This window comes from Streptomyces sp. NPDC048516 (assembly GCF_043199875.1).
GTDB lineage: Bacteria > Actinomycetota > Actinomycetes > Streptomycetales > Streptomycetaceae > Streptomyces.
Genome location: NZ_JBICWS010000007.1, coordinates 211,954 through 237,583, shown reverse-complemented (window position 1 = coordinate 237,583; position 25,630 = coordinate 211,954). Strand labels below are relative to the sequence as shown.

Annotated in this window: 18 protein-coding genes; 7 read left to right on the top strand and 11 right to left on the bottom strand. The window is 73.2% G+C overall.

Translation table 11 applies throughout. From position 1 onward, the window contains the following. The first annotated feature begins 180 nt into the window (after nt 1–180). Nucleotides 181–924, top strand: a complete 744-nt coding sequence (locus ACGFR7_RS16785) for a maleylpyruvate isomerase family mycothiol-dependent enzyme (RefSeq protein ID WP_393319100.1) — start codon at nt 181–183, stop codon at nt 922–924. A 9-nt stretch (nt 925–933) separates the two neighbouring features. After that, nucleotides 934–1,590, top strand: coding sequence for an MBL fold metallo-hydrolase (locus ACGFR7_RS16780; protein WP_393319097.1), 657 nt, complete (start codon nt 934–936; stop codon nt 1,588–1,590). A 126-nt stretch (nt 1,591–1,716) separates the two neighbouring features. Here ACGFR7_RS16780 and ACGFR7_RS16775 read toward each other — a convergent pair whose 3' ends face one another. The 4 genes from ACGFR7_RS16775 to uvrB all read right to left on the bottom strand — a co-directional run bounded on the left by ACGFR7_RS16775 (nt 1,717) and on the right by uvrB (nt 8,200). Next, a complete protein-coding gene (locus ACGFR7_RS16775; protein ID WP_393319094.1) occupies nt 1,717–2,700 on the bottom strand; it encodes a TerC family protein in 984 nt (327 codons plus the stop codon). A gap of 217 nt (nt 2,701–2,917) precedes the next feature. Then, the gene (locus tag ACGFR7_RS16770) at nt 2,918–5,080 is read right to left on the bottom strand and encodes a TerD family protein (protein WP_393319091.1); all 2,163 of its coding nucleotides are present in this window, start codon (nt 5,078–5,080) and stop codon (nt 2,918–2,920) included. A 115-nt stretch (nt 5,081–5,195) separates the two neighbouring features. Beyond that, nucleotides 5,196–5,774: a TerD family protein gene (locus ACGFR7_RS16765; RefSeq protein ID WP_393319088.1), complete on the bottom strand. Its 579-nt coding sequence runs from the start codon at nt 5,772–5,774 to the stop codon at nt 5,196–5,198. Between the two features lie 293 nt (nt 5,775–6,067). Beyond that, a complete protein-coding gene (uvrB, locus tag ACGFR7_RS16760; RefSeq protein ID WP_393319086.1) occupies nt 6,068–8,200 on the bottom strand; it encodes an excinuclease ABC subunit UvrB in 2,133 nt (710 codons plus the stop codon). A 696-nt stretch (nt 8,201–8,896) separates the two neighbouring features. On the opposite strand from uvrB, the gene ACGFR7_RS16755 reads away from it, so the two are divergent. From ACGFR7_RS16755 to ACGFR7_RS16745, 3 genes are all read left to right on the top strand, one after another. Further along, nucleotides 8,897–9,781, top strand: a complete 885-nt coding sequence (locus ACGFR7_RS16755; protein ID WP_393319083.1) for a glycerophosphodiester phosphodiesterase — start codon at nt 8,897–8,899, stop codon at nt 9,779–9,781. 86 nt (nt 9,782–9,867) lie between these two features. Beyond that, on the top strand, nt 9,868–10,491 hold the full coding sequence (locus ACGFR7_RS16750) for a methylated-DNA--[protein]-cysteine S-methyltransferase (RefSeq protein WP_393319081.1): 624 nt from the start codon (nt 9,868–9,870) through the stop codon (nt 10,489–10,491). 52 nt (nt 10,492–10,543) lie between these two features. Then, on the top strand, nt 10,544–11,086 hold the full coding sequence (locus tag ACGFR7_RS16745; RefSeq protein WP_393319078.1) for a DUF1697 domain-containing protein: 543 nt from the start codon (nt 10,544–10,546) through the stop codon (nt 11,084–11,086). 72 nt (nt 11,087–11,158) lie between these two features. Here ACGFR7_RS16745 and ACGFR7_RS16740 read toward each other — a convergent pair whose 3' ends face one another. The 4 genes from ACGFR7_RS16740 to ACGFR7_RS16725 form a co-directional block, all read right to left on the bottom strand. Beyond that, nucleotides 11,159–11,620, bottom strand: coding sequence for a type II toxin-antitoxin system PemK/MazF family toxin (locus ACGFR7_RS16740; protein WP_393319076.1), 462 nt, complete (start codon nt 11,618–11,620; stop codon nt 11,159–11,161). A 157-nt stretch (nt 11,621–11,777) separates the two neighbouring features. After that, nucleotides 11,778–12,416, bottom strand: coding sequence for a uridine kinase (locus tag ACGFR7_RS16735; RefSeq protein WP_393319073.1), 639 nt, complete (start codon nt 12,414–12,416; stop codon nt 11,778–11,780). A gap of 51 nt (nt 12,417–12,467) precedes the next feature. Then, nucleotides 12,468–13,397, bottom strand: a complete 930-nt coding sequence (locus tag ACGFR7_RS16730; RefSeq protein ID WP_393319070.1) for an IclR family transcriptional regulator C-terminal domain-containing protein — start codon at nt 13,395–13,397, stop codon at nt 12,468–12,470. Nucleotides 13,398–13,550: 153 nt separating this feature from the next. After that, nucleotides 13,551–14,495, bottom strand: coding sequence for a zinc-binding alcohol dehydrogenase family protein (locus tag ACGFR7_RS16725; RefSeq protein ID WP_393319067.1), 945 nt, complete (start codon nt 14,493–14,495; stop codon nt 13,551–13,553). 727 nt (nt 14,496–15,222) lie between these two features. Between ACGFR7_RS16725 and ACGFR7_RS16720 the strand changes: the two genes are divergently transcribed. Continuing rightward, nucleotides 15,223–16,860: an FAD-dependent oxidoreductase gene (locus tag ACGFR7_RS16720; RefSeq protein ID WP_393319064.1), complete on the top strand. Its 1,638-nt coding sequence runs from the start codon at nt 15,223–15,225 to the stop codon at nt 16,858–16,860. An 85-nt stretch (nt 16,861–16,945) separates the two neighbouring features. Here the strand turns inward: ACGFR7_RS16720 and ACGFR7_RS16715 are convergent, their stop codons facing one another. The 3 genes from ACGFR7_RS16715 to ACGFR7_RS16705 are packed head-to-tail and all read right to left on the bottom strand — an operon-like array spanning nt 16,946 to nt 23,357. Further along, complete coding sequence (locus ACGFR7_RS16715; RefSeq protein WP_393319061.1) at nt 16,946–18,895, bottom strand: helicase-associated domain-containing protein; 1,950 nt, start codon at nt 18,893–18,895, stop codon at nt 16,946–16,948. Further along, complete coding sequence (locus ACGFR7_RS16710) at nt 18,892–20,415, bottom strand: SWIM zinc finger family protein (RefSeq protein ID WP_393319058.1); 1,524 nt, start codon at nt 20,413–20,415, stop codon at nt 18,892–18,894. Before ACGFR7_RS16710 ends, ACGFR7_RS16715 begins: the two co-directional genes overlap by 4 nt. Then, a complete protein-coding gene (locus tag ACGFR7_RS16705; RefSeq protein ID WP_393319056.1) occupies nt 20,412–23,357 on the bottom strand; it encodes a DEAD/DEAH box helicase in 2,946 nt (981 codons plus the stop codon). Before ACGFR7_RS16705 ends, ACGFR7_RS16710 begins: the two co-directional genes overlap by 4 nt. Before the next feature lie 661 nt (nt 23,358–24,018). On the opposite strand from ACGFR7_RS16705, the gene ACGFR7_RS16700 reads away from it, so the two are divergent. Then, the gene (locus tag ACGFR7_RS16700) at nt 24,019–25,608 is read left to right on the top strand and encodes a UvrD-helicase domain-containing protein (RefSeq protein ID WP_393319053.1); all 1,590 of its coding nucleotides are present in this window, start codon (nt 24,019–24,021) and stop codon (nt 25,606–25,608) included. Nucleotides 25,609–25,630: the final 22 nt, after the last annotated feature.

Sequence of the window (25,630 nt, the reverse complement as noted above, 5' to 3'; positions counted from 1 at the left end):
GCAGACAGGCCCTGGCCGTATCGATCACGACTGCTGACCACGCGCGTGATCAATGCACCTGGCGGGCGGCGCAGACCGGCGGATCCTTCAGCCCGACGCGCGCCGCCCGCTCCGCCCGCGTACGCCTCGATCGGAGCCGGCCCACTCCCGAACCCGCCCCGACGGCGCTAGCGTCGGACCATGACCCTCACCCCGCCTGACTTCCCGCACGATGTGGCAGCGGTCCGAGAGGCCACCGACCGGCTCCTGGTCTCGGTGAGCAAACTCGACGACGCGGCGATCGGCGAGCCGTCGCTGCTGCCCGGCTGGACCCGCGGCCATGTCCTCTCCCATCTGGCCCGCAACGCGGACGCGCTGGGAAACCTCCTCACCTGGGCGCGGACGGATGTGCCCACGCCGATGTACGCCGGCCCCGAGGCCCGTGCCGCCGATATCGAGCGGGGCGCCGACCGCCCGCTGGCGGCGCATCTGGAAGATCTGAGGGAGTCCGCGGCGCGGTTCGACAAGGCGATGGACGCCTTGCCGCGGGACCGCCGGGCCTACCAGGTCGAGATGCGCAACAACGTCGTCGAACGGGCCGACCGGCTGCCGCTGCGCCGGCTGGCCGAGCTCGAACTGCACCATGTCGACCTCGGCGTGGGCCACACCCTCGACCAGCTCTCCCCCGACTTCGCCGAGCGCCAACTCGCCTTCCTGGCCACGGTCAAGTTCGCCGGTCACCCGGATCTGCCGCCGCTGGAACTGCGGTCCGACGACGGCCGCCGGTGGCGCACCGGCCGCCTCGCCACCGGGACGGGCGCCGGGGAACGGCCCGTGGTGGTGACCGGCTCCGCGGTCGCGCTGGTGGGCTGGCTCACCGGACGCGGCGGGGACGGCGCACTCGACGGTCACGGCTCCGTCCTGCCCGCGGTGCCGCCGCTCTAGAGTGGTCCCATGGGCTACAGCGGAGCAGTGAAGGTCGGCGGACCGGCCGACGTGCACGAGCTGACCGACCTGATGATCTCGAAGGTCGCGGTCGGTCCGATGGACAACAACGCCTATGTGCTGCGGTGCCGGGCGACCGATGAGCAGTTGCTGATCGACGCGGCCGCCGAACCGCACACCCTTCTCGCACTGATCGGCGACAGCGGTATCGGCTCCGTGGTCACCACGCACCGGCACGGCGACCACTGGGGCGCGCTGCGCGAGGTCGTCGACGCGACGGGTGCGCGGACCTACGCGGGGCGATACGACGCCGAGGGCATTCCCGTCCCCACGGATGTACTGGTCGAGGACGGCGACACCCTCACCGTCGGCCGGGTCGAGCTGACCGCGCGCCATCTGGTCGGGCACACACCGGGCAGCATCGCGCTGGTCTACGACGACCCGCACGGTGCCCCGCATCTGTTCACCGGGGACTGCCTGTTCCCCGGTGGCGTCGGCAACACCTTCGGCAGCGCCGAGAACTTCACCCGCCTGATCGACGATGTGGAGCGCAGGCTCTTCGGCGAACTTCCCGACGAGACCTGGGTCTATCCGGGCCACGGCTTTGACACCACGCTCGGCGCGGAGCGGCCGCACCTCGCCGAGTGGCGCGAGCGCGGCTGGTAAGCCAGGCAACAGCGCACCGCAGGGTCCACCGGGTCCTCCCCCGAAGGCCCCCTACGCATGACAGCGCCCGGTTCGCGCTCCGGTCAGGAGCGGGAACCGGGCGCGCGTGCGCCGTGCGGACCGGCGTCAGACGTCGATGCGCTCCTTGACCGCCGCGTCGGCCGCGGCCTGCTTCTTCGAGGCGCGCAGGCTGGTGATCGTCGTGACGATCAGGACGGCACAGATGACGCCCAGCGACACCGGAATGCCGATCTCCGGAACGGGCACCCCGGACTCGTGCAGGGCGTGCAGCACCAGCTTCACGCCGATGAACCCGAGGATGACCGACAGGCCGTACGAGAGGTGGACCAGCTTCTTGAGCAGTCCGCCGATCAGGAAGTACAGCTGCCGCAGACCCATCAGGGCGAAGGCGTTGGCGGTGAAGACGATGTACGGGTCCTGGGTGAGGCCGAAGATCGCCGGGATGGAGTCCAGCGCGAAGAGGACATCGGTGGTGCCGATCGCCAGCATGACGATCAGCATCGGCGTCATCAGCCGCTTACCGTTCTCGACGACGAACAGCTTGGTGCCGTGGTACGTGTCGGTCGACGGGACGCGCTTCTCGACCATCTTGAGGAAGCGGTTCTCCTCGAACTCCTCGTCCTCCTCCTCGGCGCGGGCCTCCTTGATCAGCTTCCATGCGGTCCAGATGAGGAACGCGCCGAAAATGTAGAAGACCCAGGAGAAGTTGGCGATGATCGCGGCGCCCGCGCCGATGAAGCCGGCCCGCAGCACCAGCGCGATCAGCACGCCCACCATCAGCACCCGCTGCTGGTAGATCGCCGGGACCGCGAACTTCGCCATGATCAGTACGAAGACGAAGAGGTTGTCGACGCTCAGGGACTTCTCGGTGATGAAGCCCGCGAAGAACTCACCGGCCGGCGCGGCACCGCCGAACAGCAGCAGCCCGAGCCCGAAGAGCCCGGCGAGCGCGATCCAGACACCGGTCCAGATGCCGGCCTCCTTGAGGGAGACCTCGTGCGGTTTGCGTCCTCCGATGAAGAAATCGGCGGTGATCAGGGCGCACAGACCAAGGATGGTCAGCACCCACAGGTTCAGGGAAACGTCCACTGCTCCTCCGGCAGAGTCGTACGGCACTTACAGCGTCGTCGCTGCCGGAGGTCTCTTCCGCCCCGCTCCGCCGGACGGGGGAACGGGGCCGACGCCCCGGGATCGCGTCACACTCGCAGTCCGTGATGACGGGTACGTCGTAGCGGGAATACTCCCCTCCGCACCAGAAGCGTAAAGGAAGGGCAAGGAATAGTAAAGAAAAATACAAAGGGCCTGGTCAGGGCGATCGACGAGCGGCCGCTACCCGGCCGAGCACCTCCCGCACCACCTGACTTCCCTTCGGGACGAGCGGGGGCTCGTACGTCCAGGCATGACCGACCCAGGGGTCGGCGAGATGGGCATCGGGCACCGGTGTGATCCGTAGCAGCGAGCGCCACAGCGGGTCGAGGAGCGGACCGTGGTCCCGGGCCTGGGCGCGGTCGGCGACCATCATCAGATGCACGCCGACGGCCGGCCCCTCGTCGGCCAGGTAACGCAGCCGGGTGAGGGCGCGGTCGTCGAAGCCGTGCGGGAAGTCGTGCACGATCAGCAGCTGGTCGGCGGTGTCGAGATCCGGCGGGAGGGAATCCGCTGCGCGGTGGCGCACGGCCATCTGGACGAGGTCCACCCGTCGTGTCAGCGCCTCCAGCACCGCGGTCACGCCCTGGGCGCCGGGCGCCGGGGCGGCGGGCAGCACACCGCTCTCCACCAGCGGCGCGAGTGCGGGCGCGGCGGTACCGCCCGGGTCGATGACCTGGACCGCGAAGTCACCGGCGGGGTGGATGGCGAGCAGCCGGGCGGCGATCGCCACGGCCGTCTCCATGGCCAGCCGGCGCAGTTCGGCCTCGTCGGGCGGCCCGTCCGTGAGCGCGCTGCCCAGTTCCCGCCGGGGAATGTCGCGCCCGGGGTCGGGGCCGGTGCCCGCGGCGAAGGAATCGGGCCCGCTGTCGATCCACAGCCCGCGCTCCAGGGGGAGGCGTACGAGCATGGGAATGCGCAGGTCGAGCACTTCGGGGAGGTGCAGATCGCCCAGGCGCAACGCCAGCGGACGCGTGGACGGGGCCTGGTAGCCCTGCCAGACGGGGTTGTCCCAGCGGGCGAAGGCGGGCGGCAGCGCGGGCTCGACGACCGCCGACTCGGCGGCGAGCTGTGCGAGGTCACGGTCGAGGGCGGCACGGGCCTGGGTGACGAGGGCGGCGTGCTTGTCGCGGGCGGCGGCACGGGCGTCGTCGGCGGCCGTGCCGAGGCGGTTGCGCGGGTCGGACAGGGCCTGGTCGAGCTCCTGCTCCAGGCGCGACTCGGCGAAGCCGGAGGCGCTGCGGTAGGCCGCGACCGAGCGGGCCAGGTCCTCGAACATCCCCCACACCTGGTTGTAGAGCCGCTCCTCCATGCTCCAGCCGGCGGCGTCACCGGCCACGGGCAGCGGGGGGCCGTCGGGCGGGGCGGTGGCGGGGCCGCCGTCCGGCGAGGAAACGGGGGCGGCTGGTGCCGGACCGCCGGGTGCGGGGCCGGTCGGTGCGGGGGTGGCCGGTGCGGGACCGGCCGGTGCGGCACCGGCCGGTGCGGGACCAGCTGCTGCAGGGGCGCCGCGGCGCTTCGGATGGCGGTAGTCGACCGGGCCTCCGCCCGCGGGCGCGGGCGCTGTGCCGGTGGTTCCGGCCCCGGCCTGCGCTTCGGCCCCGCCCTGCGCTTCGGTTCCGGGGGCGGTTCCGGGTCCGGTCCCCAAGAGTGCCGGGCCGTCAGATGCGGGAGGGTGCGCGGGGGACGGCCGGGCCGGGGCGGCCGGGCCGGGCCCGGGCCGTTCGGACCGGCTCGCCGCCACGGGGGCGGGCGCCGGGACCGCGCGGGCCCGTCCCCGGCTGACCGCTTCCTCGATCTCCGCGGCCAGCTCCGCCGCCTGCGGCAGGCCCTGGTCGTCCAGCATCGCGGTGAGGCCGCCGGCGTACCCCTGGCCCACGGCGCGTACCTTCCAGCCGCCCTGCCGGCGGTAGAGCTCCACGGCGACGACGGCGGACTCGGCGCCCAGGCCGGTGACGGTGTAGCGGGCGAGGCCGGTGCCGTCGAGGCCGGTGACCGTGACGGCGGGCGCGGCGGCCGGCCCGAAGGTGCTCAGGGCGCCGGCCCCGCCGGTCAGTGCCAGCAGCACGCTCACCCGGTGGACGGCGGCGGGCAGCGCGTCGAGGTCCACCGCGATGCGGTGCTCGGCGGCCGCCTGACGGGGAACCTCGATGCCGGTGCGCCGCGGCGCGCCAGGGTGGGCCACCGCCTCGGCGCCGGCGAGCCTGCCCTGCTCGTCGCCGAGGGTGACCCCGGCCATGACGGGAGAGCCCGCCGTCACCCGGATCTCGACCCGCGTCCGGTCCAGTGGATGGTTCTGCCCCCGGACCAGCTCGGCCGTCATCGTTGTTCCCCCTGGTGGTTGTGGCATGCCGGGCCCTGCCCCGGGCGCGGGCCCAGGGGTTCGACGGCGCGGCCCGGTACGCGCCGCCGCGGCGGTGGTGGCCGGACGGTGCTGACTACAGGTGCGGCACGATCGCCGGCACGAGGTCCTGGAAGGTGCGGCCGACGGAGGGCTCACCGATGGCGGTCATCTGCCAGCCGTCGCCGACGCGGTGCACCTTGGACATGACCTGTGCGGTGTAGTCGCCGCCGCCCGTCAGGGTGTACCGGGCCAGCTCCTGGCCCGTGGTCTCGTCGACCAGGCGGCAGAACGCGTCCTGCACCTCGGCGAACGTCTGGCCGGTGAAGGAGTTGACGGTGAACACGATCTGGTCGATGTGCACCGGCACCCGCGCCAGGTCGACCAGGATCGCCTCGTCGTCGCCCCCCTGGCCCGCGCCGCCGACCAGGTTGTCGCCGGTGTGCCGGACCGCGCCGTCGTCACTGACCAGGTGCTGGAAGAAGACGACGTCTATCGGCTTCTTGTCGGCGAAGAGCACCGCCGAGGCGTCGAGGTCGATCTCGCTGGTCCGCCTGCCGAACAGACCACGGCGCGGCGCCGAGCGCCACCCCAGCCCCATCCGCACCGCGGTCAGGCTTCCGCCGTCGGACTTCTGCAGGCTGATGCCCTGCCCCTTGGACAAATTGACCGACACGCGACGTCCCCTCTCTGTACTGTCCCCGCCCCGCTTTCCGGCGGCCCCTCGACCCTACGCACGACGACGGGCCGGGGGCGCGCCGGACCCGCGTTTGTGGCGCTTCTGCAACACACCGGGCGCCGCCGGCCGACACCCGCTCACGTGCGGCGATGCCGCACCAGGGCGGGCGGAGGCAACCACGGTGGACACCCCGCACCGCCCCGGTACTCCCCGCTCAGCTCCTGTCGCGGCAGCTCATGCCGCTCCGCCCGCGCCGATCGCTCGTGCCGATCCGCCGTCGCCGTTCCCCCTCACTTCACCCCGGCCTCCCTCATTTGCCGCAGCTCCTTCTTCAGTTCGCCCACCTCGTCGCGCAGCCTGGCGGCGACCTCGAACTGCAGCTCCGCCGCCGCGGCCCGCATCCGCTCCGTCATCTCCTCGATGAGCGCGGCAAGTTCGGCGGCGGGACGGTCCGTCAGCTCCGCGCCTGCCTTGCCGCCCTTGCCCTTCGCGGCCTTCCCGCCGAGCGCCGGCACCGGCGCCTTGCCCTGGGCCTCCTTGGCGTCGCCGCCCTTGCGGTACCCCGTGCCCAGCAGCTCGCGGGTGTCGATCTCCTCGCGGGCGAGAGTGGCGACGATGTCGCCGATCTTCTTGCGGAGCGGCTGCGGGTCGATGCCGTTCTCCTTGTTGTACGCCAGCTGCTTCTCCCGGCGGCGGTTGGTCTCGTCGATGGCCTTCGCCATCGCCGGGGTGACCTTGTCGGCGTACATGTGCACCTGTCCGGAGACGTTCCGCGCCGCACGTCCGATGGTCTGGATGAGCGCCGAACCGGACCGCAGGAAGCCCTCCTTGTCGGCGTCCAGGATGGCCACCAGGGAGACCTCGGGCAGGTCAAGGCCCTCCCGCAGCAGGTTGATGCCCACCAGGACGTCGTACTCACCCGATCGCAGCTCACGCAGCAGCTCCACCCGGCGCAGGGTGTCCACGTCGCTGTGCAGATAGCGGACCTGGATACCGAGCTCGAGGAAGTAGTCCGTGAGGTCCTCGGCCATCTTCTTGGTGAGGGTGGTGACCAGGATGCGCTCGTCCTTCTCCGTGCGCGTACGGATCTCGTGCACCAGGTCGTCGATCTGCCCGTCCGTGGGCTTGACCACCACTTCCGGGTCGACCAGACCGGTCGGGCGGATGATCTGCTCCACGAAGCCGTCGCCCCGGGAGAGCTCGTACTTCCCGGGGGTCGCGGACAGGTAGACGGTCTGGCCGATGCGCCCCAGGAACTCCTCCCACTTCAGCGGCCGGTTGTCCATGGCGGACGGCAGCCGGAAACCGTGCTCGACGAGGGTGCGCTTCCGCGAGGCATCGCCCTCGTACATGGCACCGATCTGCGGGACCGTGACATGCGACTCGTCGATGACCAGCAGGAAGTCGTCGGGGAAGTAGTCGATGAGGGTGTTGGGCGCGGAACCGGGCTCGCGGCCGTCCATGTGCATGGAGTAGTTCTCGATGCCCGAGCAGGAGCCGATCTGACGCATCATCTCGATGTCGTACGTGGTGCGCATCCGCAGCCGCTGGGCCTCCAGCATCTTGCCCTGCTTCTCCATCGTGGTGAGGCTGTCCGCCAGCTCGGCCTCGATCCCGGCGATAGCCCGCTCCATCCGCTCCGGCCCCGCGATGTAGTGGCTGGCCGGGAAGATGTACAGCTCCCGGTCCTCGCTGATGACCTCGCCGGTGAGCGGATGGAGGGTGGACAGCGCCTCGATCTCGTCGCCGAACATCTCGATCCGCACGGCCAGCTCTTCGTACACCGGGAAGATCTCGATGGTGTCGCCGCGCACCCGGAAGGTGCCACGGGTGAAGGCCACGTCGTTGCGGGTGTACTGGATGTCGACGAAACGGCGCAGCAGCGCGTCACGGTCGAATTCGTCGCCGACCTTCAGCGGCACCATCCGGTCGACGTACTCCTGCGGCGTACCCAGGCCGTAGATGCAGGACACCGAGGCGACCACGACGACATCACGCCGGGTGAGCAGCGAATTCGTCGCGGAGTGCCGCAGCCGTTCGACCTCCTCGTTGATGGAGGAGTCCTTCTCGATGTACGTATCGGACTGCGGGACGTACGCCTCGGGCTGGTAGTAGTCGTAGTAGGAGACGAAGTATTCGACGGCGTTGTTCGGCAGCAGCTCGCGGAATTCGTTGGCGAGCTGGGCCGCGAGGGTCTTGTTGGGCGCCATGACGAGCGTCGGGCGCTGCAGCTTCTCGATCATCCACGCGGTGGTCGCCGACTTGCCGGTACCGGTTGCACCGAGCAGGACGACGTCCTTTTCACCCCCGCGGATACGCCGGTCGAGTTCGGCGATGGCCGCGGGCTGGTCGCCGTTGGGCTGGTAGGGGCTGACGACCTCGAAGGGCGCCACCGTGCGTTCGATGTTTGATACGGGCCGCATGGCATCCACCGTACGACTCGGCACTGACAATCGAGGCGCCCAGCGCACTGACCTGCGGTTTCGGGGTGTGTGGCAGGACTGGTTCCGGGCGACGGGCGGTGCACGGCGGACGGCGGGGCGGCCGCGAGCGACGGGCGGCACACAGCGGCGGGACGGCGGGCCGGTGGGCCGGCGGGCGGCGGGCGGCGGGCCGCACCGGAGCGCGGGACACCCGGGCCGGCCGTGCCCCTCGCGCGCGGGAGACGCGCGGGACGCGTGAGGCACCCGGGACACGCGGGAAGGCGGCCCGCCTTCCCTCCGGGGCCGGGGGCGAGGCCCGGGCCCGGCGTCCAGGTCCGGTGTCCAGGCCCGTGAGCGCGACGCGCCCACGCACGGCCCCGGCGCGGCGGACCACCCCGCGACGTGTCCGGCCAAAACCGTTCAGGCGCACGACGGGTGACGCATCATCGGTCAAGATGCGCGGATGCCGAGGCTCCGGCAAGTTGGACGGCGTCGGGGCGTACGTCTGTGGCACGGCCAATCCGGGCATCCTGCAGCTGCGTGTCGCTCCGCGACGGAAAACCGGCCACTCCCCGTTCAGCGCCCGGCCACCACACGACCGCCTCCCGCTACGGCACAGCTGCGAGCCTCTGCCCGTCCGACCCGGTTCACGTCACTTCACGTCAGCTCACGTCCACGACGTCACGAGGAGTCCGTATGCGTATTCGCCCCGTCGCCACCGTTGCCGCCGGTGCGCTCATGGGTCTGTCCGCGCTCGCCCTCTCCACAACCGTCGCCCAGGCCGCACCGGACGGACGCCCTCCGGTGACGATCGCTCACCGCGGCGCCTCGACGTACGCGCCCGAGAACACCCTCTCCTCGATCGACGCGGCCGACCGGCTCGGTTTCGAGTGGGTGGAGAACGACGTCCAGCGCACCAAGGACGGCGAGCTGGTGATCCTCCATGACAACTCGCTCGCCCGGACGACCAACGTCGAGCAGGTCTTTCCCGGCCGCTCCCCGTGGAACGTGGCGGACTTCACGCTCCGTGAGATCGAGAAACTGGACGCGGGCAGCTGGTTCGGACCGAAGTTCCGCGGGGAGCGGGTGCCGACCCTCGAGGACTACATGGACGAGGTCGAGCACAACGACCAGAGTCTGCTGATGGAGCTGAAATCGCCGGAGCTCTACCCCGGCATCGAGCGGCAGACCCTCGCCGAGCTGCGCCGCGGGGGCTGGCTGGACCAGGGGCACGTCAAGCGCCGTCTGATCATCCAGAGCTTCAACGCCGACGCCCTCAAGACCGTGCACCGCCTGCGGCCGGACCTCAAGACGGGCTTTCTCGGCAACCCGTCCGTCGCCGACCTCCCGAAGTTCGCGAGGTACTGCGATCAGATCAACCCCGTCCACACGGCGGTCACCCCGGAGTACGTCGCCGCCGTGCACGGTCTGAAGGGCCCGCACCGCCGGCCGCTGGACCTGTACACCTGGACCGTCGACGACGCGGCAACCGCGGTCAAGGTCGCCGGGCTGGGCGTCGACGGCATCATCACCAACAAGCCCGACGTGGTGCGCGACGCGGTCGGGGGCGACGACGACTGAGCCGGAGCCGGCGGGGAGCGGGCCCCGGTGACGGCAGCCGGTCCGTTCCCCGCCGCATTGTCAGTGGTGCGTCCTACCCTGGTCAGGTGACGGATTCCGAGCAGATTGCGCGTCCGGAGGAGCCGCCGGACGCCACACCGGAGGCAGCGCCAGCGGCGGGGGCAGCGGCAGGGGCGGCAGCCCGGCGCGACTGGGCCTGGACGCGGCTGGAGACCCCGATCGGCCCGCTGCTGCTCGCCGCGACCCGGGAGGGCCTGGTCCGCGTCGTCTTCCATGCCGACGGGCCAACGGCCCGCCGGGAGCTGACCCGTCTGGAGCAGTTCTTCGGCGGGGCGCCGACGGCCTCGGTCCCTCATCCGGCGACGGCCGCGGCCGAGCTCACCGCCTATTTCACCGGAGAGCTGCGGTCCTTCACCGTCCCCCTGGACTGGTCGCTCGCCGCCGGCTTCGCCGCCCGGGTGCTGCAGGCCCTGGCCGCCGGGGTCCCCTATGGCGGCGTCGTCGGCTATCAGGACCTCGCCGACCGGGTCGGGGAACCGGGCGCCGCCCGCGCGGTGGGCGCCGCGATGGGCGCCAATCCGCTTCCGGTCGTCGTCCCCTGTCATCGCGTCGTCGCCAGTGACGGCGGCATCGGCGGCTTCGGCGGTGGGCTGGAGACCAAGCGTCTGCTGCTGGCCCTCGAAGGGGTGCTGCCCGCTCCGCTCTTCTGATCGTGACCGTCGTCCGCCCTCGCCGAGGCCGGCTCCTACGAAGGGCAGTCCCATGTCCCGTCAGATCGCTCTGCTCCGCGGCATCAATGTCGGCGGCCACAACTCCTTCCCCAAGGCGAAGCAGCTGGCGCTGGCCGAGTCCCTGGGCCTCCGCGAGGTCTCGGTGCTCCTGCAGACCGGCAATATCGTCTTCGCCGACCCCGGTACCCCACCGCAGGAGACGGCCCGGGTGATCCACGACCGGATCACCGCCGAACTCGGCCTGACGGTGCCGGTCGTCGTCCGGACCGGCGACGAGCTGGCCGCCGCCGTCGCCGCGAATCCGTTTCCGCAGGCCGTAGCGGATCCCAAGAGCCTGCATGTCACGTTTCTGTCGGCGGTGCCGGCCGACACGTCCCGGCTGGATGCGCTCGACGCGGCCGCGTTCGCGCCCGATCAGTACCGGCTGACCGGACGCGAACTGTATTTGTGGTGCCCCGGCGGCATCGGCCGCTCCAAGCTCGCCGACGTGGTGAGCCGCGCCCGGCTCGGGGTGACGGCGACGGCCCGGAACTGGAACACCGTCACCAAGCTCCTGGCCCTGGCCGACGCCTGAGTTCCACAACGCGTCAGTCCGGCGCCCCGGAGCTTCGGCACGCCGGAACTCCGGGGCCCGGGAGTCCCGCCGTCAGCGCCAGCCGTAGCGCTCGCGCAGCCGGTTGACGACCAGGTTGAAGCGGCCCCGGTCCAGCGCGCAGGCCTCGCGTCGCATCCCGGCCGGGTGCACCCGCAGCACCCGGTCCACGGCCACCCACGAGTCGCGCCCCGCGCGGTCCCAGGGACCGGCCCCGAGGGGGACCCACTCCCGGTCGTTCTGGTGCCGCTTGCTGGACAGCTGCACGGCCAGCAGCGTTCCGCCGGTCTCGCGGGCGACGACCAGCACGGGGCGGTCCTTGCCCCGGCCGTCGTTCTCCTCGTAGGGCACCCAGGTCCATACGATCTCGCCGGGGTCCGGGTCGCCGTCGGGGTCGGGCGCATAGGTCGTCGTCACGGTGCCGACGGACCGCGGGCGGGCCTCCACGGTCGCGGTGGGCCCCTGGCTGCCGGGCAGCACGGTGGACTCGTCGGATGCATTGAATGAAGTGGTCACGGACTCACGCTAACCGCCGCCGCCGGCGCGGTGATCAGCGGTCCGCGCCCAGTCGTCCGGCTCGGTTGTCAGTGGTCGGCCGTAGGGTTTCTCCCACGGTTTCTTCCACGGGGAAAGGACGGCCGTGGGGGCGGGGGACGCAGGCCGGGCCGGGCCCTCAGAGCGGTCCGCTCCAGGCCGGACGGCGGGGATCATCGGCCCGTACGACCACGTCCGCCGCCTCCTCGGGCCGGGTCTCGGCCTCGTAGCGCGCAAACGCGGGCAGGGTCCAGCGCGCGTCCTGCGGAGTGCGGCGGGCGAGCGCGGCCGGTGACAGCTTCAGATGCACGGAGAGATCGAAGGGGAACCAGTGGCCGAGCAGCAGAGGGCCGTGCAGCAGCAGGACGCCGCCGGGCGGCAGCTCCACGTACGCGCTGCGCGTCGCCCGGTCCGCCACGGGGTCCCACAGATCCGGCAGCACCCGCCCGGTGCCGCCCGCGTCCAGCGGCTGGAACACCTCACGCCACAGGGCCTGCCGGTCGAACCACTCGTCGTGGTAGGCGTCGGGGTCCTCGCGGCCGTACTCCAGCCGCAGCGAGGCGGGGCGCAGAAAGCCGAAGGTGCCGGCCTTGTGCACCGCCCGCCCCCGGATCCGCAGCGCCTCGGCGAGCCGCCCGGCCAGCTCGCCCGGCGCGGCGGCGGGCGCCCCGTCGAGGGCCACCCGCAGCCAGGGGCTCCCGTCCTTCGCCGGCATCGTGGCGATGCGCTCGGCGAGCGCGTCGGTGAGCCGTTCCCAGGTGATCGCTTCGAGCCGCACCCCGCCATTGTGCCCGGCAGCCCGGCGCGGGACGTCGCACGGCGCCGCGGCTCAGGCCTGGTCCGCGGACGGCCGGGCGGCTCCGTGGCGGCTCAGTTCGGCCGCCGCCTCCTTCGTCGCCTCGATGACGCCGCCGGGGGCCACCGGCATCACGGACTTGAGCTTGAGAAGCAGCACCGCTCCCATGATGGAGCCGTCCCACATGATCGGCGCCGCGCAGGAGTTCCAGCCGGCCATGCACTCCTCGTACCCGAGGGCGTGTCCGAGGTCGCGCACCTCGGCCAGGGACTCCGCCAGCGCCTCGTTGTCCCGGTAGACACCGGGTCCCGCCTGGTCGGGGACGGGCTCGGCCAGCACCCGCTGCTGCAGCACCTCCGGCAGGTAGGCGAGGATCGTCCGCCCGGAGGCACCGGTGCGCAGCGAACGCGTCACGGACAGCACATCGCGCGGGGTCATCCCCAGCTCCGCGAGGTCGGAGTCGCCAACGGCCATGTCGACGCACTGCCGTTGCGCGCCGGAGAACGGCGCCACCATGTAGAGGAACGCCAGCCCGTCGTCGGTGGCCGCCCGCAGTTCACTCAGCACCGTCTGGGAGGCCGCACCGTCGAGGCGGTGGTCGAGCGCGGTGAAGGCCAGCTGGGCCGCCGAGGTGCGCAGCCGGTAGAGGCCGCGGTCCACCCGTTCGAAGATGCGCTGGTAGATGCCGGACTGCAGGATGCGGTAGACGACGGAGTCGTCCAGGCCGGTGAACTCCGCGATCTCCCCCGGGCCGTGGGCGGATCCGCCCAGCTCGGCGAAGGCCGTCTGGACGAGGAAGACCCGCTCGGCATGGCCGGATCCCGACCCCCGGGAGCCCGTGGACGACGTGCCCTTGGCCGCCTGGCGCGCCTTCTTGGCGTGGCCCGCGGAACGCGGCGCCGTGCCGGTGGCGGGTGCGGCGGCCGAGGCCGAACCGCCCGTGGCTGCGGTGCTGTTGCCCATCGTGTGCTCTCTCCCCTGGCAGTGGTAGGCGCCCGAAGGCGCACGGCAGGTGCGCTGCGGGCCGCCGCCCCCGCCGGCCGCGCCTCCCGGCGGCCGTTCCCGGGGCCCGCTCCCGCAGGCGTGGTGCCCGTCCGGCACCCCGGGCTAACGGAATTACCGGGCGACGTCGAGGGCCAGCTTTCCGGTCGGGGTGCGTGCGGCCAGATCGTGGTGCGCCCGTGCCGCCTCACCGAGCGCGTAAGCGGTGCCGGTCAGCGGCTTGAGGGTGCCGTCGGTGACCGCGTCGAACAGCGCCCGCATGGACGTCGGCAGGGCCGTACGGTCCGCGTAGAGCTGCGGCAGCCAGAAGCCGGAGACGGTGATGCTCCGCTCCATCAGCTCCCGGGTGGGCACGCTCGCCAGGTCGCCGCCGGCGTACCCGTAGACGGCGAGGCGGCCGCGCGGTGCGACGGCGGCGAGGGTCCGCTCGAAGGTGGCCCCGCCGGTCATCTCCAGCGCCGCCGCGACCGGTCCGCCGGCCGCGTCCAGGATGCGCTCGGTCAGGTCCTCGGCGGTCGAGTCGACCACTGCGTGGGCGCCCAGTTCCTCGGCCAGTTTGCGCTTTTCCGCAGAGCCCGCGAGGCCGATGACCCTGGCTCCGGCGTGCGCGGCGAGCTGGACGGCCAGCGAACCGACGCCGCCCGCGGCGGCCGGTACGACGACGGTCTCGCCCTCGGTCAGGCGCAGCGAGGTGAACAGCAGATGCCAGGCGCTGTTGCCCTGCAGCGCCAGCGCAACGGCCTGCTCGTCGCTGATGGCGTCGGGGACGTCCCAGGTCACGCGGCGGTGCAACAGTGTCCGCTCCGCGTATCCGCCACCGCGGCACAGCCCGACGACGCGGCGTCCGCCGTCCGCCGTCCCCACGACCTCGTTCCCGGGTACGTACGGCAGCTCGACGGGCGCGAGATAGGAGTCCCCCCGTACGTGCACATCGGCGTAGTTGATGCCGGCCAGGGACACCTCGACCAGCGAGTGGCCGGCGCGGGGCGCGGGCTCGGGAACCTCCTCGAGCCGCAGCACGTCCGGGCCGCCGAATTCTCGCATCACAATCGCGCGCACGACTCTCCCTCGGGTTCTCCAGTGCGGTGCCCGCACAGGGTAGGCAGGCCGGCCATCTGTCCGTCGGTACCCGATCATTTCCCGCCAACCCTGCGGGACTTCGCGTGCCGCCGTCCCTCCCCTCACGAGATATTCCGGCCCGTCTTTCTCGCGTTGCGAGAAAGCGCCGCAGCGGTTTCCGCCCATTGCACCGTTTTGCTGCAGATCTACCCATCGGTATCTCCGGGGTGGCCACCACGCGCCCCTCTCTCAAACCCGGCTGTCGGATGTGATCGCCGCCGCCTACGATCCGGAAGGGTGTCCGCCGTTGACCGGATGTGACGGCTGCGTCCCCCGGGGCAGAGCTCATGTGACGAGGCAGTTGTGCTCGCCCGCCCCACCCGGTGATACGGGCGGGTGGCACAGGAGGACGTGGCGGTGCGCGGGGCGACGCAGGCACGGCCTGAGGGGGAATCATGATGGGGAAATCGGGGGGCGGCAGGCCGGCGTACGCGTCGGCCTGCCGGGACCCACAACGCGCGCAACCGCTTCCACCGGTACCTCTGCGCATGCTGCGGACCGCATCCGCGTCCCTGCCGTTCTCGTTGACGGCTTCGTTCACCGCCGTCACCGACGCCGTCATCGCCGCCGCGCGCCGGCGTTCCCGACCGCATGCGGCACCGCCCTTTCTGGACGTGGCACGCACTCGCAGGGAAACCGTGCTCCGCCGCCGAGAAAGGGACTGCCCATGAACGGATCGAGCACGACGAGCAGCAACGGGCTCCAGTTCCACCACCCCTACCTCGCCGTGGTGCTGGGCGGCGGCTTCACGGGCATGCTCGCCGCCGCGGCGCTGTCCGAACACGCCGACGTCATCGTCGTCGAGCGCGACCGGCTGCCGCGGACCCCCGCCGGGCCCACCGACCTTCCGCGGGCCCGGCACGCCCATCTGCTGACGGCGGACGGCGCACGGCTGATCGATGCCCTGCTGCCCGGCAGCGTCGAACGCTGGCTGGCCGAGGGCGCCCGCAGGATGCCGAAGCCGGCGAAGTTCACGGACCGGCACCCGGCGGGCCGGTTAGGCCGACGGGCACGCGCGGAGCATCTGATCGCCTGCTCCCGCGATCTCCTCGACCGGGTCATCCGCCAACAGGTGCCGGCCCTGACGGGAGTGAGCGTCCTCGACGGAACCGAAGCGGCCGGGCTCATTGGCACCGCGGAACACATCACCGGCGTGCGTGTGCGGGACACCACCACCGGCGCCACGTACCGTCTGGATGCCGACCTCGTCGTCGACGCCACCGGCCGGCACTCCACCTCCCGGGAGCGGCTGGCCTCGCTGGGACTGCCCACCGCGCACGAGGACCTGGCGGACTGCGGCATCGTCTCGGCGACCCGTATTTTCCGTGCCCCCGACGGCATGGAGAACTGCCCGGTGCTCACCACCCGTTCGGCGTTCACCACGCCGTCCGCCGGCGCTGCCGCGCCACGGCGCCCGGTTCCCGGCAAGACCGCGACACTGGTCCCCATCGAGGGCGGGCGCTGGCTGGTCACGCTCACCGGCACCGGGGACGACCGGCCCTGCGAACACGCGCGCCGGTTCGTGCCGTTCGCGCGCCGCACGGGTACCGGCGTCATCGGTGACCTCATCGCGGACGCCGAGCCGCTGAGCGAGGTGCGACTGTCCCGCGACACCACCAGCCGGTGGCGGCGTTATGAACAACTGCCGTCCTGGCCGACGGGATTCATCGCGCTCGGCGGTGCCGTGGTCTCGCTGGCCCCCGACTGCGGTCAGGGCCTGGCGCTCGCCGCCCATGGTGCCGCGGTGCTGCGCGGGGCACTGAGGCGGCACGGGATCGACGAGCCGGCGCTTGCCCGGAAGGTGCAGCGGAGCCTCGGCCGCCTGGCCCGGGCACCGTGGTCGCTGGCCACCGGCACGGTGCTCCCCTCCCCCGCCGCCGGCCGGTCCGCCGTCAGCCGCGCCTACCTCGATGCCGTCACACCCTTCGCTCCGGCGGCCCCGGTCCTGCGCCCCTCCGCCGTACTCGGCCTGCTCCGGAATGCGGCACGGACCGGGCCGGCGGCAAGCGGTGCGGCGGGCGGACCGGCCTCACCGCAGGCGCTCCCGCCTCCCCGGCAGGCCCCGGCCGGCCCCGCGTCGTCCGCCGCCCCGCTTCCCCCGGCAGCGGCCGGTGCCGCCTCCGCCGTCGCGGCGACGCCCGCGGCCACGCTCTCCGCCGTGCCGCCCGCTCCGGGACAGCCCTCGCCGCCGCCCCTGCCCCACGGCTCACAGCCCACCCCCAGACGCCTCCCGCGCCTCGGCTTCGGGCCGACCGCACTGCGCCGCATCGGCGGGGCCGGCCGGCGGAAACCGGCCGACGGCTGAGGCCGACCGACGGCTGAGACCGCCACTGCGTATGCGGCGCCCCGCCCGTTGCCGGGACAGCCCTCGGCGCCGTCCCGGCAACGGGTCAGGTGCCCCCGGTCGCGGTGGCCTCCCGGGAGGGTGCCGGCAGTCCCAGGAGACGGTGGGCGAGGGCGAGCGGTGCGTGGGAAGTGCGGGGAGGGGCGGGGGCCTTGGCCCGGTGGGCGGGGAGGCGTTCGACGGTCGTGGTGCCGGTGTCGGATTCCAGGGTCGGCGCATAGCCCGCGGCGCGCAGGGCGTCCAGGGTGGCGGCCGGCGGCCGGCCGCTGACCAGGACGGTCGGGGCGATGGCCCGCAGCCCGAGGTCACGCAGGGCACGGTGCGCGGCAAGCTCTTCGACCAGGGCCTCGTCGTCGGAGCGGATGCAGCAGGCGGCGGGCAGGACACGCATCCGGCCATGGGAGCGGGCGGCGTCCTGGACGAGGTAGCCGAGCGGTTGCGGCAGGGTGCCGGTCGCCGAGGCGCGGGCGAGGTCGTCGAGGAGGGTTTCGGCGCAGTGGCCGGCGTCCAGCGCACGGCGTACGGAGCGGGGGGTGAAGCGCCAGGTCACGGCGTGGCCTTCGGATTCCCGGTCGGCCGCGGCGGCGAGCAGTGCCTGGAGCGCGGCGGCGGGGCGGCCGGGCACGACAGCGGTCAGGTCGGCCTGGAAGTGGGCCTGTTCGAGGAGCGGCGGGAGCAGATCGCCCAGCGGCTCGTCCAGGGAGCTCGGGTCGGCGAGCAGCGACCGGCCGAGGGGGGTGAGGGTACCGTGGGCGACCAGCCCCAGACAGGCGGCCTCGTGGAGGGTGTGGGCGGCGCGTTCCCCGGCCATCGGCCGGCGGGTGACGGCGAGGGGGCGGTGCCAGTCCGCGGCCCCGAGCAGGTCCTCCCACGGGGTGCGGGTACCCGCCTCCTGCTGTGGGGGCTCCGTGAACGGCAGTGGCGGAAGAGGATTCCCCCCGCCGAGGGGGGCTGCGGCCAGGGCGGCGAGGAGCGCGTGCCGGAGGGCGGGGGCGTGCCGGTCGTGGCCACGGACCAGTGCGGTCGGGGTCTCGCCGGCCGGGGTATGGGTGGGGATGTCCCACAGCCCCGACCAGGCGGCCAGGAGCGGGGCGAGGCGGGCGCCGGGCGGGCGGGCGAGCCAGTCGTCGTAGGCGCCGGTGGGCAGTGCGGTGATGCCGGACGGGCTACGGGTCAGCGCGATCAGGCCGGCTGCCAGCGCGAGGTCGAGGAGGAGGCGGGCGTGCGGTTCGGTGGCCCCGGCCGCCTTGGCCAGCCGCTTGATCTCCCGTACGGCCAGCCCGCCCGACTTGCGCAGCGCGGCGGGCTGCGTCGCCAGGGCGGCCAGCAGACGGTCGGCGGTGGCGGCGAGGGTCGCCACGGAGGCCCGGGATTCGTCGTGCGGCGAGGTCGGGGGGACGGTTGCGGCGGGCGCCCCGGGAGCGGCGGTGTCGTCCGGCGGGGGCTGCGGGGCGTGCGCGAGGAACGGGCCGAGGTCGTGGGCGGCCAGGAGCTGCGGGGCGCGCGGCGGCACGACGATCGTGCCGTCCTCGGTCGGCGCGGCGAGTCCGTCCTCGCAGAGGTGGCGCAGTGCGGATTCGGCGGCGGTGCGCGCTGGTCCGGGTGAGGCGGCCCCGAGCGCGGCGAGGACGTCCTCGGGCGGGACGGGTGCGCTGGCCAGATGCGCGAAGGACAGCCGGTGGGCCATCAGGGACTGGTAGTCGGCGCCCGGGGCCGGGGCGGCGGGGCCTGGGGCGTCGCGCCCGGCCCGCTCCTGGCTGATGCGGGCGGTGGCGGCGAGCACCTGGAGCCGGGGGTGGTCGAGGTGCAGCACCAGGTGGTGAAGGGTTTCGTAGGACCACAACGCCTGGGCCAGGCCGCGGAGTTCGGTGGGGGCGGGCCGGCGGGCGAGCGGTTCGGCGTGCCGGCTGAGGAGCGCGGCGAGCTGCTCGGGGGTGCGCCGGGCGAGGGATCGGGTGACAGCGTCGAGACCTTCCACGGCGTCGAGGTTAGTCATCGCGCGAGCAGGGTGGTGAGGGCGCCCACGGGGTCGGGGTCCGCGGGGCCGGTGGGCCACCAGTCCTCGGTGCCGGGCTCGGATTCGTACGGATACCAGCGGTGGTCGTGGCCGAAACGGAGCTGGATGCCGCGCTCCGCGTCGGTGAGGTGGTTGTGGCGCGGGCGCAGGGCGGGGAGATCCGCGGCGAGCAGGGCGCTGCGGGCCCGGTCGAAGTCGCCGGCCGGCGGGTTCCAGGCGGCTTCGAGGAGGGCGAGGCCTTCGCGGCCGCCCTGCCGCCAGGCGGCGACCGAGCGGGCCACGTCCGTGGTCGACCGGCCGGTTGCCGCGGCGAGGTCGCGGTAGAGGGCCCGGGTGGCGGACGTCAGGCCGGCGGTGGGGTGGGCGGTGGCCGCCAGGCGGACGGCGTCCTCCCATACGGGCAGCGCAGGGAAGGGGCTGTGGACGGGCGGCTGTCCGCCGGCGGGGTGCCGCCCGTCGCTGGGGCGCCGCCCATCGCCGGGGCGCCGCCCGTCCCCGGAGGCCCTTCCGTCGCCGGGGCACGCGGATCCGGCGGCGGACACGCAGGCATGGGCACGGGCCGCGGCGTCGGCTGCCAGGAATTCGAGGGCCGCGGGGTCGAAGGGGAGGTGGTCGGCATCCGGCAGGGCGGGCGGCCGGCCGGGGCGGGGTGGGGCCGGCAGCGGTGGAGGGAGCGGCGGGCGGGGGCGGTCGGCGAGCGCCGCCCTGGCGAGGACACCGGGGAGAGCCTGCGGCCCGGCCGCTGCCGCGGGCTCCCCGGGCCCGCCGGCAGCCGCCGCGGCCCCCGGTGCGGTGACGGGGTGAGGGGTTCCGCTTTCGGGTGCGGGGCGGTGCGAGGCCGGCTGGGTGGCCGCGGGTGGGTGGGCACGGGCCTCGCGGGCGGTGAGGGCGGCGTTGCGGCGGGAGAGCGCGTCGAGGAGTTCGCGTTCACCGCGGCCGCGCATCAGCAGCAGGACGAACGGGTCGGCGTCCAGGAGGCGGGCGACCTGGAAGCAGAGCGCGGCGGCGTGCTTGCAGGGCCTGCCGTGGTCGGGGCAGGAGCACCGGGGGACGAGGTCGCCCGGCCCCGGGAGGAGGCCCGCCCCGTCCTCGGCCAGGGCTTGGGGCAGTTTCTTGGCCAGCAGGGCGGTGAGCTGTCCGGGCTCCGCCGCGATGGCGTCCAGAAGTCCGTCCCACTCCTGGTCGGTGAGGGGTTCAAGGCGGATTTCCGCGCTGTAGGGGCGGGGTCTGCTGCCGCGTACGGTGGCGACGATGCGGCCCGGGGTGACGTTGATGGTGTCGACGTGGCCGTCGCGGGCGTAAGTCCGGCCGCGGGCGAGCCGGGCGCTGTCGAGGGCGGTGGTCTCCAGCGCGTCCAGCCATGCGCTGCCCCACCAGGACTCGGCGAACAGCCCGCGGGCTCCGGTCCGGGCCGGCAGGGGCGGGAAGGTGCGCGAGCGGTCCGCGCGGGCCAGCCGGTCCGCGGCGGCGGCGCGCCCGGAGGCGGGTCGGGGGGTCATCCGGGCCTCCTGAGGGAGACGAGGTCGGCCAGTTCGGCGTCGGACAGTTCGGTGAGCGCACTCTCGCCACCGGAGAGCACGGCGTCGGCCAGTGCCCTTTTGGCGCTCAGGAGTTGGGCGATGTTGTCCTCGACCGTGCCCTCGGCGATCAGCCGGTGGACCTGGACGGGCCGGGTCTGGCCGATGCGGTACGCCCGGTCGGTGGCCTGCTCCTCCACCGCCGGATTCCACCAGCGGTCGTAGTGGATCACGTGTCCCGCGCGGGTCAGATTCAGGCCGGTGCCCGCCGCCTTCAGGGACAGCAGGAAGACCGGGGCGTGACCCGACTGGAAGCGGTCGACCAGCTTCTCCCGTTCGGCGACGGGGGTGCCGCCGTGCAGGAACTGCACCGGGATGCCCCGGTGGGTCAGATGGCGTTCGAGCAGCCGGGCCATGCCGACGTACTGGGTGAAGACCAGGGTGGCGCCGCCCTCGGCGAGGATGGTGTCCAGGAGTTCGTCGAGGAGTTCGAGCTTCCCGGAGCGGGCGGCGAGACCGGGCGCGGCCTCCTTGAGGTACTGCGCCGGGTGGTTGCAGATCTGCTTGAGGGCGGTGAGCAGCTTCATCACCAGGCCGCGGCGGGCGATGCCCTCGGCGGACTCGATCCGGGAAAGGGTCTCGCGGACGACGGCCCGGTACAGCGCGGCCTGTTCGCGCCCCAGCGCCACCGGGTGGTCCGTCTCGGTCTTGGGCAGCAGTTCGGGGACGATGCCCGGATCGGACTTCTTACGGCGCAGGATGAACGGGCGCACCAGCCTTGCCAGCCGCTCGGCCGCCCGCGCGTCCTCGCCGCCCTCGACCTCCCGGGCGTGCAGCGCACGGAAGGTCTTGAGGGAGCCCAGAAGCCCGGGCGTCGTCCAGTCGAGGAGAGCCCACAGCTCGGAGAGGTTGTTCTCCACGGGCGTGCCGGTGAGGGCGATCCGGGCGGGGGCCTCGATGCTGCGCAGCGCCCTGGCCGTCGAGGAGCGCGGATTCTTCACATGCTGGGCCTCGTCGGCGACGATCCAGGCCCACGCGTGTCCGGCCAGTTGGGGGGCGCTGCTGCGCATCGTCCCGTAGGTCGTCAGCACGAAGCCGCCCGCCAGGCCGTCGAGACTGCGGCCGGCGCCGTGGAAGCGGCGTACGGGGATACCGGGGGCGAAGCGTTCGATCTCGCGCTGCCAGTTGCCGAGCAGGGAGGCCGGGCAGACGACCAGGACCGGTGCGCCGGGCCGGCGGTGCAGATGGAGCGCGATGACGGTGAGGGTCTTGCCCAGTCCCATGTCGTCGGCGAGGCAGCCGCCGAGACCGAGGGAGGTCATGGTGTCGAGCCAGGCCGTGCCCCGTAGTTGGTAGTCACGGAGGGTCGCCCGCAGCCCGGGCGGCTGGGGCAGGGGCCGTGCCTCGGCGGTGAGACGGCCGCGCAGCGCGGCGAGGGCGCCCTCGGGCACCACGTCGACTTCTTCGCCGTCCACCTCCGCGGTGCCGTTGAGCGTCGCGGCAAGGGCCTCGACCGGGTCCAGGTAGCCCAGTTCGCGTTTGCGGGCCTTGCGGACGAGCCCGGGGTCGACCAGAACCCACTGGTCACGCAGCCGGACGACGGGGCGATGCGCCTCGGCGAGGGCATCCATCTCCGCCTCGCTCAACGGCACCCCGTCCATCGCCACCTGCCAGCGGAACTGCAGGAGTTCACGGGTGTCGAAGAAGCCGAAGCCGTCCGCGGCGGAGCCCGGTGCCGGGCGCAGCACCGCCGTCGCGGTCAGGCCGCGGGCCAGTTCCCTGGGCCAGTGGACGGCCACCCCCGCGGCGCCCAGGCGTGGCGCGGCTTCTCCCAGCAGTGCGTACAACTCGTCCTCGCTGAGCGCCAGTACGTCGGGAACCGGCTGCTCCAGGAGGCGGGTGAGCGGGGGCCAGACACGGGCGGCGCGCCGCAGGGCGAGCAGGGTGTCGACACGGGAGCGCGGCCCGAAGGAGGCGGGCTCTTCGCCGTCCCACAGTCCGCGGGCGTCCGTCACCAGGGTGGGGTCGGTGAGGCTGTGCACCTGGAGGACGGCGGCCGCCGCACTGCGCACTTCGGCTCCGCCCTCCCCGCTCTCCTCCCCCCGGTCGAAGAGCTTGTGCGCGGCGAGATCGAGGCGCAGGGAGAGGCGCACCCCGGCATCGACGCCGGCCGCGACCTCGGCGGCCCAGTCCCGGGCGCCGGGAAGGTGCTGGGGCGCGCTCGCGGCGAACGGGGCTCCGGCGACCAGCCGGGCGGCGGGGGTCCGCGGCAGTGTGTCGGCGACCGCGTCCACGAAGAGCCGTACCAGGGCCGCCGGGTCGTACACCTGGAGCGGGCGGCTGCCGGCGATCGGTACGGCGTGGGCCTCGGCGGGCATGGCGGCGGCGACGGCCCGGAGGTGCGCGATGTCGTCGGGGTCCAGCGGCCCGGCGCGCCAGGCGTCGGTGTCCTCGGCGGTCAGCCCGGGGAGCAGCCTGCCGCGGGCGGCGAGATGCAGCGCATGCAGGGTGGCCGCGCCCCAGCAGGCGGCGGCCGGGTGGGCGGCCGGGTCGTGCCGGGCACGGACCAGCAGGGGGACGGCCTCGGCCAGGGGAAGCAGCACGGCGGGGACCGTGCGGCTGCGGGCGCCGTTTCCATGGCGGCGGGCGATCGTCAGCTGCCCCGGCCCGGCGGTCCCGTCGCTGCCGGGCGCGGCCTCGCCGTCCTCCCCGGTGCCGACGTCCGGGAGGGGGCCGCCGTCGGGCCGCCACAGAGCGACCTTTCCGGCGCGCGGGGGCCGGCCGGGCCGGGCGGGCAGGAAGACCGCGGCGCAGCGAGCCTGCACAGCCCCGGTTTCCCCGCCCTCCCCCAAGCCTCCGGACCCGGCCGTGGGCAGGTCGCGCAACGGCCGGGACTCCCCCGCCGCCTCCCACCGCCTGGTCATCCCATTCCTCACTGCTCGGTCGTTCGCTGCGCGGTCGTGCGCTGCTCGATCACTCACGGCGCGGTCGTGCACTGCTCGGTGATCCACGGCCCGGTCGTGCACTGCTCGGCGATCCACGGCCCGGTCGTGCACTGCTCGGCGATCCACGGCCCGGTCGTGCACTGCTCGGCGATCCACGGCCCGGTCGTCCACTGCTCGATCGTGCACCGCGTGGATCCTCCACCCCGGCCGCGGCATCCGCAGAACCTGCCGCGAACGGCCCGATCCTGCGCCTCCGACCTGCGAGTCTACGGTCGCACGCAGCACGTCTTCCGCTTCCCTCCCCAGGGATCACACCTCCCTCGGAGCGCCGGGCACCGAGGCCCCTGCCACGCGCCATGACCGCACCGGCACACCTCTCGTCCGCGCGCGCTGCTCGCCGCACGTCGCAGGAGCCGATCGAGAGATGACACTGCCTGCCGCCCCCTTCCGCCGCGGTCCCTGCGCTTCCTGACCGATGGAAGCAGACAGCACTGACAATCCGTCCCGACCAGGCCTTTCGCGCGCAGGCCGGGAGTTATCCACAGGCCGCGGGAATCCCTCTCGCCCCCGGCCCGAAATCCGCTACGGTGAGCGACATCATCACTCTCAGTAATCAATTGGCGACGACGAGGAGCCCGGCATGCACCTCCCCACCCCCGAACAATCCGCCGCGGCGGAGGCCTTTGTGACCGGCGCGCATCTGGTGATCCAGGCCGGCGCCGGGACCGGCAAGACGACCACCCTGGCGATGCTCGCCCGCACCGCGCGGCGGCAGGGCCGATCAGGCCGGTACCTCGCCTTCAACCGAGCGGTCACGCGCCATGCCGCGCGGACATTCCCCGCCGAAGTGTCCTGCACGACCGCCCACTCCCTCGCCTACACCGCCGTGGGCAAGCGCTACCAGGCACGCATGAACGCCCCCCGGCGCGCAGGATGGCGCACGGGCGCCGCCCTGGGCATCGACGAAGACATGACCCTCCCCCTCGGCACACGCAAGGTGACCCACAAGGCGCTCTCCTACACGGCCCTGCGCACCGTCACCCGTTTCTGCCGGTCGGCCGACCAGGAGATCGCGCCCCATCACGTCCCGCCCCTGCGCGGAGCCGAATCCGCGCCGCTGCACGCACAACTCGCCGCTCTCGTCCTGCCCTACGCGCGCAAGGCCTGGGCCGACCTGCAGCATCCAAACCACGGCGTCGTCCGCTTCGAGCACGACCATTACCTCAAAATGTGGGCGCTGCGCGAGCCCGTCATCCCGGCGGACTTCCTGCTCCTGGACGAGGCACAGGACACCAGCCCCGTGGTCGAGCAGGTCTTCACGGCCCAGCGCGACCACGCTCAACTGGTGCTGGTCGGAGACTCCGCCCAGGCCATCTACGGCTGGCGCGGCGCCCGCGACGTCATGACCGGGTTCGACGGCAGACAGCTCAGTCTCTCCCGGTCGTTCCGCTTCGGTCCGGCGCTTGCGGCCGAGGCCAATCGCTGGCTCACCATCGTCGGCGCCCCGATCCGGCTCACCGGATCGCCCTGCCGGGAGACGGAGTTACGCAGGGTCTCCGAGCCAGAGGCGATTCTTTGCCGGACAAATGTGGGAGCGATGGCGGAGGTCATAGGACAACTGGAGGCGAACCGCCGGGTCGCCCTCGCCGGCGGCGGCCAAGCACTCGGCGCTCTCGCCCGCGCCGCGTACGACCTCGAGGCCGGCCGCCGCACCGGCCACCCCGAGCTGATGCTTTTCGAGACCTGGGCCGAACTGCGCGAGTACGCGGAGTCCGACCCGGCCGGGCGGGACCTGCTCCCCTTGGCGGAGCTCGTCGACGAGCACGGCACGGAGGCGCTGCTCCACGCCCTGGACCAGCTCTCACCCGAGGACTCCGCCGAGGTGACGGTGTCCACGGCGCACCGGGCCAAGGGCCGGGAGTGGGAAAGCGTGCGCATCGCGGACGATTTCACGGGGCCCGACGACCTCGACGAACCCGACGAGGACGGGACCCCGCTGCCCGGCCCGGTCGACCTGGACGAGGCGCGCCTGGCCTACGTCGCCGTGACCCGTGCCCGCTCGCTCCTCGACATCGGCGGACTGTCCTGGATCAACAGGCACCCCGCCGGCGACCCGCTCCCCGCCTCGTTCCCCGGCCCGTGCCCCACCGGAGGGCAAACCGTGGAACAGCCGGTGGAAGGAGCGGAAAGAACAGCGCCCAGCGGGGAAAGAGGTGCCGGAGACAGGTGACTGGCCGACCGATCGGGAGGAT